General features: G+C 62.4%; 14 protein-coding genes. 7 read left to right on the top strand and 7 right to left on the bottom strand.

The genetic code is table 11. From position 1 onward, the window contains the following. Nucleotides 1-63: 63 nt before the first annotated feature. Nucleotides 64-498, bottom strand: a complete 435-nt coding sequence (locus ACNQQL_RS27515) for a transcriptional regulator (protein WP_347067111.1) — start codon at nucleotides 496-498, stop codon at nucleotides 64-66. A gap of 338 nt (nucleotides 499-836) precedes the next feature. Between ACNQQL_RS27515 and mnmE the strand changes: the two genes are divergently transcribed. Continuing rightward, nucleotides 837-2231, top strand: coding sequence for a tRNA uridine-5-carboxymethylaminomethyl(34) synthesis GTPase MnmE (gene mnmE / locus ACNQQL_RS27510; protein WP_347067083.1), 1395 nt, complete (start codon nucleotides 837-839; stop codon nucleotides 2229-2231). 495 nt (nucleotides 2232-2726) lie between these two features. On the opposite strand, the gene ACNQQL_RS27505 is transcribed toward mnmE, so the two are convergent. Both ACNQQL_RS27505 and ACNQQL_RS27500 read right to left on the bottom strand, forming a co-directional pair. Beyond that, nucleotides 2727-3644: a DUF6402 family protein gene (locus ACNQQL_RS27505; RefSeq protein WP_347067081.1), complete on the bottom strand. Its 918-nt coding sequence runs from the start codon at nucleotides 3642-3644 to the stop codon at nucleotides 2727-2729. After that, the gene (locus ACNQQL_RS27500; RefSeq protein ID WP_347067079.1) at nucleotides 3641-3946 is read right to left on the bottom strand and encodes a hypothetical protein; all 306 of its coding nucleotides are present in this window, start codon (nucleotides 3944-3946) and stop codon (nucleotides 3641-3643) included. The genes ACNQQL_RS27505 and ACNQQL_RS27500 overlap by 4 nt, the downstream gene beginning before the upstream one ends. 472 nt (nucleotides 3947-4418) lie before the next feature. On the opposite strand from ACNQQL_RS27500, the gene ACNQQL_RS27495 reads away from it, so the two are divergent. Beyond that, nucleotides 4419-4946, top strand: coding sequence for a hypothetical protein (locus ACNQQL_RS27495; protein WP_204425118.1), 528 nt, complete (start codon nucleotides 4419-4421; stop codon nucleotides 4944-4946). Nucleotides 4947-5435: 489 nt separating this feature from the next. Here the strand turns inward: ACNQQL_RS27495 and ACNQQL_RS27490 are convergent, their stop codons facing one another. The 3 genes from ACNQQL_RS27490 to ACNQQL_RS27480 all read right to left on the bottom strand — a co-directional run bounded on the left by ACNQQL_RS27490 (nucleotide 5436) and on the right by ACNQQL_RS27480 (nucleotide 7439). Next, nucleotides 5436-6794, bottom strand: coding sequence for a sensor domain-containing diguanylate cyclase (locus ACNQQL_RS27490; protein WP_347067077.1), 1359 nt, complete (start codon nucleotides 6792-6794; stop codon nucleotides 5436-5438). 110 nt (nucleotides 6795-6904) lie between these two features. Continuing rightward, complete coding sequence (locus ACNQQL_RS27485) at nucleotides 6905-7153, bottom strand: DUF2795 domain-containing protein (RefSeq protein WP_034179394.1); 249 nt, start codon at nucleotides 7151-7153, stop codon at nucleotides 6905-6907. Nucleotides 7154-7268: 115 nt separating this feature from the next. Beyond that, complete coding sequence (locus ACNQQL_RS27480) at nucleotides 7269-7439, bottom strand: hypothetical protein (RefSeq protein WP_034179470.1); 171 nt, start codon at nucleotides 7437-7439, stop codon at nucleotides 7269-7271. A gap of 151 nt (nucleotides 7440-7590) precedes the next feature. Between ACNQQL_RS27480 and speG the strand changes: the two genes are divergently transcribed. From speG to ACNQQL_RS27465, 3 genes are all read left to right on the top strand, one after another. Then, a complete protein-coding gene (gene speG / locus ACNQQL_RS27475; protein WP_034179469.1) occupies nucleotides 7591-8133 on the top strand; it encodes a spermidine N1-acetyltransferase in 543 nt (180 codons plus the stop codon). A 491-nt stretch (nucleotides 8134-8624) separates the two neighbouring features. Next, nucleotides 8625-8972, top strand: coding sequence for a surface attachment protein Sap1 (sap1, locus tag ACNQQL_RS27470; protein ID WP_072437634.1), 348 nt, complete (start codon nucleotides 8625-8627; stop codon nucleotides 8970-8972). Nucleotides 8973-9162: 190 nt separating this feature from the next. Beyond that, nucleotides 9163-9717 carry a YaeQ family protein gene (locus ACNQQL_RS27465; RefSeq protein ID WP_072437633.1) on the top strand — a complete coding sequence of 185 codons (555 nt, stop codon included), beginning with the start codon at nucleotides 9163-9165 and terminating at the stop codon, nucleotides 9715-9717. A 21-nt stretch (nucleotides 9718-9738) separates the two neighbouring features. On the opposite strand, the gene ACNQQL_RS27460 is transcribed toward ACNQQL_RS27465, so the two are convergent. Further along, nucleotides 9739-10152, bottom strand: coding sequence for a VOC family protein (locus ACNQQL_RS27460; RefSeq protein ID WP_034179392.1), 414 nt, complete (start codon nucleotides 10150-10152; stop codon nucleotides 9739-9741). Between the two features lie 431 nt (nucleotides 10153-10583). Between ACNQQL_RS27460 and ada the strand changes: the two genes are divergently transcribed. Both ada and ACNQQL_RS27450 read left to right on the top strand, forming a co-directional pair. Beyond that, on the top strand, nucleotides 10584-11675 hold the full coding sequence (gene ada, locus ACNQQL_RS27455; protein WP_347067073.1) for a bifunctional DNA-binding transcriptional regulator/O6-methylguanine-DNA methyltransferase Ada: 1092 nt from the start codon (nucleotides 10584-10586) through the stop codon (nucleotides 11673-11675). Continuing rightward, nucleotides 11672-12631, top strand: coding sequence for a DNA-3-methyladenine glycosylase family protein (locus ACNQQL_RS27450; RefSeq protein ID WP_347067071.1), 960 nt, complete (start codon nucleotides 11672-11674; stop codon nucleotides 12629-12631). The genes ada and ACNQQL_RS27450 overlap by 4 nt, the downstream gene beginning before the upstream one ends. Nucleotides 12632-12744: the final 113 nt, after the last annotated feature.

Raw genomic sequence — 12744 nt, 5'->3', positions numbered from 1 at the left:
CCCATGCGGCTTTGTTGTTTCTTGGCGGCGGCGCGCGGGGTGCGATGCGCGAGCCGCTCCCGGTCAGGATTTCTTCGCTTCGATTTTCGGATCGCCGTAGAACTGCTCGACCAGTTCCTGAACGAGGTAGCGGTGATGCGGAGACAGTGCCTCGATCTTCGACGCGAGTTCGATCGTTTCGGGCGTCGGCGGATAGCGTTCGTCGCGCGGCAGCGGTTGCGGTGTCGGGTGTTCGATCACGCTCGGCGACGGCCCGTAATGCAGCCAGTGCAGTTCGACGCGCAACCATTCGGCGAGCGTTTCGAGTTTGTCCGACGTCGGAATCGTGCGGCCCGTCAGCCACTTGTGCGCGGTTTGCGGCGAAACGGGATGCGTTCCGCGGTGGCGCAGATTGAACTTGTTCGCAAGCTCCGTCGCGCCGGTGATCTTCTCCGGACTGCGCCGCAGGGCGAATTTCAGGCGTTCCGAGAACGCGGCTTTTTCTTCGGATGTCGGCATGGGGGAGATTGTGCAATTCCACCGACGTCTTTCAGACAACCGCATGAGATAAACATATCTCGTTCGGACTAATCTCGGACTTGCACAGGATGAGCAGCGGAATTGAGGGACGCAGTGTCAGGCCGCTCCGGCAGGCAGACTAGTCCGAAATGGTGGCTGTGTCATCGCGCTGGACTGATACTCGACTTATCCCCGGTGGGATAAATTCGGGCAAGTCCGAATCCCGTGTGGCGTCCGGTGGCGTATGAGCGGGCACGCTACAATGCCGGCGTTCCGATGCCCGAACTGTTGCGCGGGCGCACCACTCATTGCCTGATCACCCGATTCATCCGATTCCCATGCTCGCTACCGATTCCGACCCGATCGTCGCCATTGCCACTGCTGCCGGCCGGGGCGGCATCGGCGTCGTCCGCGTGTCGTTCGGGCGCGGCGGCGAGGCGGCCGCGCTGCCGCTGATCGACGCGTTGTGCGGGCAGAAGCTCGCGCCGCGCCATGCGAGCTACGTGCCGTTCCTCGACGAGCACGGCGCGCCGCTCGACCGCGGGATCGCGCTGTATTTCCCGGCGCCGCATTCGTACACCGGCGAGCACGTGCTCGAGCTGCAGGGGCACGGCGGGCCGATCGTGATGCAACTGCTGCTGCAGCGCTGCCTGGATGCAGGGCGCGGCTTCGGGCTGCGGCTCGCGGAGCCGGGCGAGTTCACGCGGCGCGCGTTCCTGAACGACAAGCTCGATCTCGCGCAGGCCGAGGCGGTTGCCGACTTGATCGAGGCAAGCACCGAGGCCGCTGCGCGGTCGGCCGGGCGTTCGCTCGATGGCGCGTTCTCGCGGCAGATCCATGCGCTCGTCGAAGACGTGATCACGCTGCGGATGCTGGTCGAGGCGACGCTCGATTTTCCGGAAGAGGAGATCGACTTCCTGGAGGCTGCCGATGCACGCGGCAAGCTCGCGAAGATCCGTGCGCAGCTCGCGCACGTGCTTGGCGATGCGCGACAGGGTGCGCTGCTGCGCGAGGGATTGTCGGTCGTCCTTGCCGGACAGCCGAACGTCGGCAAGTCGTCGCTGCTGAATGCGCTGGCCGGCGCGGAACTGGCGATCGTCACGCCGATCGCCGGGACGACGCGCGACAAGGTTGCGCAGACGATCCAGGTCGAAGGGATTCCACTGCACATCATCGATACGGCCGGGTTGCGCGAGACGGAGGATGAAGTCGAGCGGATCGGGATTGCGCGCACGTGGAGCGAGATCGAGCGCGCGGAAGTCGTGCTGCATCTGCTCGATTCGCGCACGGGGCTGACGCCGGATGACGAGACGATCGCCGCGCGGTTTCCGGGCGGCGTGCCGGTGGTGCGGGTGCTGAACAAGACGGATCTGACCGGCGTGCCGGCTTGCGTCGAGCATCCAGCGGCGGAAGGGGATCTGACCGAGGTGCATCTGTCGGCGAAGCGCGGCGACGGGATCGACATGCTGCGTGCGGAGTTGCTGCGGATCGCGGGGTGGCAGGCGGGAGCCGAAGGCGTGTATCTCGCACGCGAGCGGCATTTGATCGCGTTGCGAGCGGCGCAGGAGCATCTGGCGCAGGCGGCGGATCATGCGGAGCAACGGGCGCAGTCGCTGGATCTGTTTGCCGAGGAACTGCGGCTCGCGCAGGAACAGCTCAATGCGATTACCGGGGAGTTTACTTCGGATGATCTGCTGGGGGTGATTTTCAGCAGGTTTTGTATTGGGAAATAGAAGCGAAAAGGATTGCAGGGCGGGAATGGCACAGCCATCGCCCGGCAATAGAACGTGCCTGCATCCGCGTGACGACTGCAAGTCAGATTGACACTGTGGTTTTACAGATGCGGACGGGCCGCTAGCATCCGATCGATAAACGATGGCGGCAGCGATATATATACAGAATCATCTCCGCCGTCACCTTTTGAAAAGGACACGTAGGCCTCGCTATAACTATTCCAGGAAATTTCGGGAATCGGTGTGCTGAATGTGTGCTGGGCTATTAACCTCCCAGTTTGTGCGATGTATACGCGACCAACATACCGCGAATCTCCACCAGGAACCCAAGCTAAAAGGCACAGGTCGGCAAGGTACATCCCATTTGGAGATGTCGACGTTCTACACTCTTCCCCTCGAGGCGTTCGGTCAAAGGCAAAGGTACCAATCAGTGCCATGATGAGCAGTGTATGAGTAATTTTCAAAGAAATCGTCATGATTTATTGTTGAATTTGATCATAGTGAAATTTCTATGGGAGGGGAGATTGGGATGAATTTTTTGTCAGAGTAGATGATAAAGTCGCCGCCTCTGTCATGTATCTTAGACCATTTTCTAAAATCGATATTTTCTACCGGATAGTGGACGTTCCCCTTGATGAGTGAGTCGCCTCTGGCGACGGCGTATTTGACATATGGGATATGCTCGGAGTTCGAGAATGCAGCGATTGCACTATATGGAACAATGATGACGCCGTCGCTACTCCAATGCCCTAAGTATTGGGATCGCTCATTAGATTCATCGGTGAATGTATAGTTGTCTTTCACATACACCCACACTCCGGTCACTTCAGCTATTGTTCTGTGTGAATTCACGTCCCACGAGAAGCGCGCGCTTCCGAGCGCCACATAGATGTTGAAGGACCCGAGTGCTCCGGATAGGTCGTCAGGCACACCATTGTTGCGAAGTTGTGCATCTAGTTGAGTTTCGATTTTCTGCCCAAACGTGCTGTCTACTTTTGAGTATTGAAATTGGAATCTTCGGTGTAAATCGCGAAGATCATTGCCACATATGTCGTCGGTGTAGAGTCGCGCTGCGCAGTCTTTATGCGGGATCAGTAGTTTGTAAAGCTGGATTCTGGATTTTGGTGAGCGAATCATTTCATTAATAAGGTAGTTGAATTGCCGCTTCGCTCGGGGGAAGCGCAGAATCCAATCCAATTTAATGGTAGACATGTCATACATGTCGGATGGATATGGTTTTCCATATTGATTGATTTCTAACGACTCATCCGAAGAAGTTCGTGAATAATTTAATTTTCCAGAGAACCATCGCTCCATAAGTTTGGCAGATGTCGGAAGGTGCATTTTACGCATTGCTGCGGGAATCTCTTGAATATCGAACGCTGGTACGGGATCGCCCTTTTTTAGTTTCACGATGGCGGGTTTGGGAGGGGGGGGCAGGAATTTAGCCAAACTTGAAAGCGTGCTAGCGCCTTGCCGGCCCTTTCCAAGTCATCCACCATTTTGTCAAGTGAATCGCGCTTGGGCGTGGCGGAGGAATGTTTGAGTTCAGTTGCGTTCGATTTTTGTTGCATCGGAAGCGGTGGCGCAGGTTTATCCATGGATAACGAGATGTTTGGAACAATCTTGCATCCATCAGCACCGTCATGGAGTTTCCACTTCCAAAAAATTTTATTTATCGTGAAATAGGGAATTTTTTCCTTGTTTGATGGCATTTCTATTTTAGATCCGGTGATGTTGGGCGGTTTGCGCGATGCCTGTTACGCTAGCGTGATCGCACCCGTAAAATCAATCGGACTAGTTCGAAATCGTTGTTAACGTGACTGGGTTTGGGGTCAAATATTCTTGGGGTTTTCTTGGCCGTCTAAGCGCGCCGGGATCGTGAGGCCATCGATAGGTATGCAGATATTCAAAGGAGTTGCGACTTTTTATTTTTCTCGGCAAGGTGGCGGGTCGGGCGTTAGCTATCATTGTGCTGGCGTCAACGGTGGCCGGCGCAGCGGGTATTCCACGGGTGGAATATCCCGTTGCGGTCGGTGATATGCGAGTCGCGGGGAATGTCTATTACCCGGTCCGGAATGGCTCATTTCGCGAGTGGTAGCGGCGTCATCATCGAGGCGGCGATTTTGTTATTTTTTCGGACTACTGCTAAGTGACGTTGCAGGAACCCAGCAAACTTCGGCTCACATGAATCTTCGTATTAATGATTCGGGCGTGTTGTTAATGATAGCCCTCCTGACGATAATATTGCCCGTTGTCGTGCTCGCTTCGGCAGTGAGATTGCTGAATGCTTTCTTATCTGGCTCAAGCGGTTGGGCTGATGTTATTGCGAGTGAGATTAGGATTTTCATTCGGCGCGCATTCGTTTCGGCTGCCGTCGTCACTGTCCTCGGGTTTGGCTGGGGCTACTGGAAAGACGTACAACTGCGCGCGATTTGCGATTCACGCGAACAAAAGATCGAGCGTTCTTCGCACGGTGGCTATTGGGCACGGTACTGTTATTTTGGAGATACGATCGTTCTCAGGCTCTACGACAGGGGGGGCGAGCACCTCGTCGCCGAGCGAACGTATCGGGACGGGTCTCGCTTACCTGTTGAGCTTCATTGGGCGAAGGAGGCATTGATGTACCCCCAAGGGCTCGAGTTCGGCGCAACATTTGGCGAAATCAGTTTGCCGCCGACTTTTCTTGACCGGATGTTGGCGCGGCTTCCCTAGCAGACCACGTTCGGCGCTTATGCTTGGCAAGCACGTCGCGCTCAAGGGAGTGGGGCTCCGATTGGGCGGCGGTCGATGCAAATGCGATCGACAGCGTGCCAGGTGAATGTAGCTGCTGGCGTGCAGAGTGACTACGCTGGCCTGATTGAGTTGCGGTCCGGATCATCGATCCAGCATGGGCGAGCATACTGATCGACTCGTCCGGACCCCCACCCGCATCAATCCCAATGACGGTGATGGTAATACCCGCCACCACCGTAATACCCACCGTCAGGCACGACGATACAGCCGCTCAGCAACACGGCGACGCCGGCAATCAGCAAAAGGGTTTTCTTCATGGCGCTCACCTGCTCGGGTTCGATATGAAACCGAGCATAGCGAGCGCCCGCAACACGGGCTGTAAGCATTGGTATCCCTGCCCCGCATTGCGTAACGGCGCATTATTCCGGTCAAAATGACCGTAACAGATACCCCAAACAGCAGACGTATTCAGGCGACCACAACCCTGTTCCGCCCCGCATCCTTCGCACGATACAGCGCGGCATCGGCGGCTTCGATCAACGCATCGGGCGTGGACAAATCGTCGGCCGACACGGTCGCACAGCCGACGCTGACGCTGACGCGTCCTGCCGGCGAAGCAGGCATCGCGAGGTCCAGCCGCAGCACCGCTTCGTGCGCTTCCTCGGCAACGACCCGCGCGCCGCGCGTACCGGTGTTCGGCAACACGATCGCGAATTCCTCGCCGCCGTAACGCGCGACGATATCCGCTGGCCGCCTCACCGCGCCGGCCAGCGCATTTGCGATCGCGATCAGGCACGCATCGCCCTTCACGTGACCGAACGCGTCGTTGTATGCCTTGAAGTGATCGACGTCGACCATCAGCAGCGACAGCGGTTCGCCTTGCCGTCGCGCCTGCAGGAACAGCGTGTGGAAATGATCGTTGAAGTGGCTGCGGTTGAACGCGCCCGTCAGCCCGTCGCGAGCGGAAGAGCGAATCAGCGTTGCATGCGCCTCGAACAGCTGCTGGTAAAGCATCGTCACTTCCCACGCGAGCACGCACACGAGCACACCGGGCGTGAACATGCTGAACACGCGCGCGACATACCAGCCGACCGTGAAGCGGTTCGTGGTCAGCAGGTTCAGCGTCGTGTCGGTGAGGCACGCGAGCACCGCGATCGCGAGCCAGAGGTCGAGCGTCGTGCGCAGCCGGCCGGTGGCCAGCACGGCCACGAGCGCAAGCGCATTGAGTATCCACACGGCGAGCGCGACGCCATTGAAGGGCAGCACGGCCGCGTCGCCGGGCGGACGGAACGCGGGCGGCAGCGACACGTTCAGCGCGAGCGCGCACAGCAGCGCGGCCGCGATGGCCGGCCCGCCGACGAGCGCGACGGTCCACCGGCGCGTCTGCTGTTCGCCGACCGGTGCGCGCGTCAGTCGTTCGCGCGCGAGCAGCGCGGCCATCACGAAGCACGGGAAGCCCGCATGCCAGAAGATCCACATCCACGCGGCGCTTTGCGGGCGTGCGCCGAGCAGGCCATGCGGCGCGAACACGCCCGGAAAGGTGAGCAACTGCAGCGCGACGGCGAGCGCGGTGAACGCATAGGCGCCGCCGAGCGCGCCGAGCACGGGCTGGCGCGTCACGGTGAACTGCGCACCGAGGAAAAACGCGGCGATGCTCGCGGTCGTGAACACGGTGAGCGCGCACATCGGCATGAACGGCTCGACCGCCGGCAGCGTGACGTTCGCGTGCGGCGCGGCGATTCCGAGCGCGAGCAGGATGACGAGCGCCGTCAGCGCGCCGAACCAGAGCTGACGACGCGACGTGTGCTGGATCAGGATGCCTTCCATGGAGTCCCCCGGACACGCGTGCGCAAACGCCCGGTCTTGCGCCGGGCGGCGCGCATCCCGGCCGCGGCGCGACCGGTGCGGCCCGATCCTATCGCGTTATTGGCGCGCGCTCAAATGCCGAGCCCCGGACCGAAGTTGCCGGCGACCCAGTGCGTGACGGCGTCGACGTCCGCGTAGTCCTGTTCGGGCAGGCCGTCGAGCATCGACAGCACCTCGTTGCTGGCGCCGGCATCGCGCGCGGCATCGACGATCGCATCCTTGTTCGCCGGGTAGCGGACGGCCGCCAGCACGTCGGCGATCTGCAGGTCGATCGTTTCGTTGGGAATATCGTGCGGAGGGAGGGCGGGCTTGTCGTTCACGTCGGCGTCTCGCGGGTTGGGCGGGAATCGGTTCGAAGCGGAATAAGGCTGCATCACGCGTTGCCCGGCCCGGAGTGGCCCGGCCGGCGCGTGACGCGGATCGACGGAGATCGGCTCAATGCCCGCGTCGCACGCGGCGCCACGGATGCTTCCAGTCGATGTGCGGGGCGTTTTCGTCGCGCGGATGCTGGCGCCGATGTTCCTGCCAAAGTTCGTCGGAAAACAGCGCCGTGACGATCACGAGCGGCAGTACGAGAAAAATACCGAGTATGACTTGCTCGATCACGATAGCCTCCTTGCGGTGGCAGGAACCCTTGCTCACATTCTAGGCTCTGAACTTCGCCCGCGTTCAACTTCTTACAGTGCGGAACGGGCCCGAGCGCGGCCGAGCCGCGCGGGTGTGCCGCACGTGCGCCGGCATCAAAAAGGACATGAACATGCAACTCCAGAACGATACCAACACGCTTGCGCTGCGGCCGCTGGAGCGCCAGGACCTGCGCTTCGTCCACGAACTGAACAACGACGCGAAGATCATGCGCTACTGGTTCGAGGAGCCGTACGAAACCTTCTCGGAACTGTCGCAACTGTACGATCGCCACGTGCACGACCAGCGCGAGCGCCGTTTCGTCGCGGTCGATGCGCAAGGCGAACTGGTCGGTCTCGTCGAATTGATCGAGCTCGACTACATCCATCGCCGCGGCGAGTTCCAGATCATCATCGCGCCGCAATGCCAGGGGCGCGGCTATGCAGGCCAGGCGACGCGCCTCGCGATCAAGTACGCATTCAACGTACTGAACATGCGCAAGCTGTACCTGATCGTCGATACGACGAATGCGGCGGCGATTCACGTGTACGAAAAATGCGGGTTCCAGCACGAGGCTGAATTGAAGGAAGAATTTTTTGGCAACGGTGCGTATCACAATGCTTATCGCATGTGCATCTTCCAGCGCGATTATTTCGAGCGCCAGCAATCGGCCTGAATAAGGCAGGGTAAACACGCTGACGAAAGACGCCTGCGGCACGGCCTCCGCGGGCGCAGGATGCATGCGGGGAAACACGGATAAATACGGATGCGCTTATATCTGGCATTTTTTTTGTATCAGGTAAATGCGATTCCGCGCTGCGGTAAAGTCGGATCGTTTCGAATGACTTTATGTGCGGCGCATCAAAATGATCCGGATATCGAAATGGATTATCCAAACCGTTCAATCGCCGCCTTGTAACTTTGCTGAAAGTCTTGCCGGGTAATGCTTTCCGCCCGGCGCCACGAGCCTGTCCGCCACGCGGCAGGCGTGGTCCCGCACGGAAAACGGGCTGCGCACGGGGTGCGACAATCCGCCGCTATTGCGGTCGCACAACAAATGTGCTTGCTATCACTTGCCGGTCTTCTAAAGTAAAAAACGCGGGTTCACGATCACCTTTAAACACATAGCTAACCCAAGCCTGGTGCCCGCAAGCCTGGAGACAAAAAATGAAGAAGCGTACCGGTATCCTTTTTGCCCTCGTCGGCGCATTTTGCGCAGTGTCGATTGCCCAGGCCGGCGGCGATTCGGCCGTCAAGCCGAAGCAGGAAATCCAGCTGACGAAGAATGCCTGGGGCTGCCTGTCGAAAGACAATCTGGATTCCGTACTGAATCACGAGCGCGACGGCAAGTCGCAGGCGAAGCAGCAGTACTTCGACGACTACCGCTGCCTGTCGGTGCCGGAAGGCCAGCGCTTCCGCGTGGTGTCGGTCGACCAGGGCGACGTGCAGTTCGTCAGCGCAGACAACAGCGACCAGCAGGGTCTCTGGGCCGATTCGCGCTTCGTCAAGCAATAACCGCACAGTCACCGCGCAGTCGCACGACGCGCGAGCGCGCCGGCCCGATCAACCGGCGGCGCGAACCGAACACGGCCCGGTGCATGCCGGGCCGTTGCGCTGTGAGGGCACACATGACACGCGCCGGACGGCGCGCATTCGGTATCATCACGGCCCGACCGAACCGAATGCCCGCCCGGGCCGCATCCGCATGGCGCTGAAATCCACGATCTACAAAGCCGAACTGCAAATTGCCGACATGGATCGGCATTACTATGCCGATCACGCGCTGACGGTGGCGCGCCATCCGTCGGAAACCGACGACCGGATGATGGTGCGCATCGTCGCGTTCGCACTGTTCGCGCACGAGCGGCTCGAATTCTGCAAGGGGCTGTCGGACGTCGACGAGCCCGATCTGTGGCAGAAGGACCTGACGGGCGCGATCGACGTGTGGATCGAGGCCGGCCAGCCCGACGAACGGCGCATCTCGAAGGCGGCCGGCCGCGCCGGGCAGGTCACGGTGATCGCGTACGGCGGCAAGACGTCGGATATCTGGTGGCAGGGCGTGCGCAGCAAGGTCGAGCGGCTGCGCAACGTGCAGGTGCTGTCGCTCGCCGATGGCGTCGCGGCCGAGCTCGGGCAGCTCGCGGAGCGCACGATGCGCCTGCAGTGCACGGTGCAGGACGGCGCGGCGTGGATCTCGAGCGCGGACCACGATCCGGTCGCGGTCGAATGGACGGTGCTGAAGGCGCGCGCGGGCGCGTGACGGCCCGCACACCGGCCGTGCTCAGCCGATCGCGGCCGGCGGCCCCTTGAATTCCAGCATGTTGCCTTCGGGATCGAACAGGTAGATCGACGGCCCGTAGCCGCCGGCGCCGTAGCGCTCCGCGGGGGCGCCCGGCCGCGCGCCATGCGCGGCGAAATGCGCGATCAGCGCGTCGGGGTCGAACGGCTCGACGCGCAGGCACAGGTGATCGAGGTTGCGCCCCGTGCCGGGCGGGCCGCTGTCGGGACGGTCGATCGGGCCGCCGACCGACAGCAGGTCGATCAGCGCATCGCCCGCGCGCAACTGCACGAGGCCCAGATCGGGCTGTTCCTTCTCCACGTGGCAGCCGACGGCGTCGCAGTAAAAGCGCGTCATCGCCGCCATGTCGGTCACGCGCAGCACGATGTGATCGATCGCGCGGATGGTGGGTTTCATAAGCCGATACTCCTTCGCAGTCGACGAGCATCGAGTGTAGACGCATCGCGCCTGCGCTGCCGGCCGGAACGCGGCACAATCGACAGACGAAAAAAAGCCCGTTCACGCAGAGCGGAACGGGCTTAATCCATATCAGGAGGAGACATGGAGGAGACAGTTCCAACTATACACACGGCGATGGTGCGACGCAATATTCAGAATGCAAAAAAACGTCAGGACGGCGATTTGTCGCATCTGCACTGCAGCAAATTGGTGACGGGACGATGACGAAAACCGCGCCGGATCAGCTGGAGCGGGCGTTTTGTCCGATTTATTTCGAGGTGATCCGCCCCCGGTTCGCCGACGCGAATCACAGAGCAAGATTCAGGGCGCGACGGCACGTGCCGATGTCTAGAGTAGGCACCATCTACACTAGAGAGTGCGAGGTTCAGATGAAAACCGCCTATCCGACCGACGATGCCCGCTGGGGCGCCGTGACCGAGCGCGATCCGCATGCGGACGGCGCGTTCTTCTATGCCGTGAGCACGACCGGCGTGTTCTGCCGCCCGACCTGCGCGTCGCGGCTGCCGCGCCGCGAGCATGTGTCCTTCTTCGCCGATCCGGCGGCCGCGCGTGCGGCAGGCTTCCGGCCCTGCAAGCGGTGCCAGCCGGAAGGGCTGCCGCGCGAGCTCGAGATCGTCAACCGCGCGTGCGCGGTGCTCGACGCGCATGCCGAGCGGCTCACGCTTCAGCAACTGAGCGATGCCGTGCACGTGAGCCCGTTCCACCTTCAGCGGCTCTTCAAGCGCGTGGTTGGCGTGTCGCCGCGGCAGTACCAGGCCGCGCAGCGCGGCGCAGCGCTGCGGCAGGCGCTGCAAAGCGGGCAGCCGGTCACGCAGGCGGCCGTCGATGCGGGCTTCAACTCGCCGTCGCGGCTCTATGCGTCGGTACCGCGCGAGCTCGGGATGGCGCCGTCCGCGTTCCGCCGCCAGGGCGCCGGCCTGCGGATCGACTATGCGACCGCGTCGACGTCGCTCGGCACGGTGCTCGTCGCCGCGACCGAACAGGGCATCTGCCGGATCGCGTTCGGCGACGAGCCGGCGTTGCTGGTCGGCGAGCTGAAGGACGCGTTCGCGCGCGCCGAACTGGTCGAATCGTCCGCGCGGCTCGCGCCGTTCGTCACGCAGATCCGCGCGTACCTGGACGGCGCGCGGCACGCATTCGACCTGCCGCTCGACATCGCGCCGACCGCGTTCCAGCAGCGCGTGTGGGAAGCGCTGACGCATATTCCGTACGGCGAAACGCGCAGCTACTCGGAGATCGCCGAGGCGCTCGGCTCGCCGCGCGCGGTGCGCGCCGTGGCGTCCGCGTGCGCGTCGAACCCGGTCGCGCTCGCGATCCCGTGCCACCGCGTCGTGCAAAAGGGCGGCGCGCTCGCCGGATATCGCTGGGGCGTGCGCCGCAAGGCGACGTTGCTCGCGTCCGAGGCGCGCCATGCGCATCACGATGAAACCGAAGCCGTGACGGAGGGAAGTGCGGTTTGAGCATTGCTAAAACAACAATCACGTCAACCGTGAACGGCGGCCATGTGCCGCCGTCCGCGCAGATGGAACTGCGCTTCAACGCGCCCTACGACTGGGCGCGCGTGCTGCGCTTCTTCAGCGGGCGCGCGATTCCGGGCGTCGAGCAGGTCGCGGACGGCGTGTATCGCCGCATCGTCGACCTGCATGGCGATTCGGGCCGGCTCACCGTCATGAAACATCCGCGCAAGCATTGCCTGATCGCGACGGTCGAAGGGGCGGTCGCGCGTCATGTCGACGATGCATTCGCCGCGCGCGTCGCGACGATGTTCGACCTCGGCGCCGATCCGGCCGCGATCGGCGATGGGCTCGCGCGCGATCCGTGGTTCGCGCCGCTCGTCGAGGCCGCGCCGGGGCTGCGCGTGCCGGGCGCGTGGTCGGGGTTCGAGCTGGCCGTGCGCGCGATCGTCGGCCAGCAGGTGAGCGTGAAGGCCGCGACGACGATCGTCGGCCGGCTCGTCGAACGCGCCGGCGAGCGGGTGGTGCATATCGACGACGGCGCGCCCGCTTGGCGTTTCCCGACGCCCGACGCGCTCGCCGCGTGCGATCTCGACAAGATCGGGATGCCCGGCAAGCGCGTTGCCGCGCTGACGGGCGTGGCGCGCGCGGTGGCGGCCGGCGACGTGCCGGTCGATCGCGCGCATGCCGATCTCGCGACGCTGCGCGGCGCGTGGCTCGATCTGCCCGGCATCGGCCCGTGGACCGTCGAATACATCGCGATGCGCGCGTGGCGCGACCCGGACGCGTGGCCGGCATCCGATCTCGTGCTGATGCAGTCGATCGCCGCGCGCGATCCGTCGCTCGACCGGCTGTCGAGCCAGAAGCGCCGCACCGAAGGCTGGCGGCCGTGGCGCGCGTATGCGGCGCTGCATTTGTGGAACGAAGTGGCCGACCGGGCGGGCGGCGCGCGCGGCGGGTGACGGCGGCGGCCCGCGCTCGGGTGCGACCGGACGAGGCCGCGACGCGCTTCACGATCCGTCGGACGAATTCACGTGACCGACGTGCCGATCGGTGCCGCCCGAATCCGGTAACA

Source organism: Burkholderia sp. LFS061 (assembly GCF_047978125.1).
GTDB classification, from domain to species: Bacteria; Pseudomonadota; Gammaproteobacteria; order Burkholderiales; family Burkholderiaceae; genus Burkholderia; species Burkholderia pyrrocinia_C.
The sequence above is the reverse complement of the archived record's forward strand: the minus strand, read 5'-3'. Positions and strand labels throughout refer to the sequence as shown.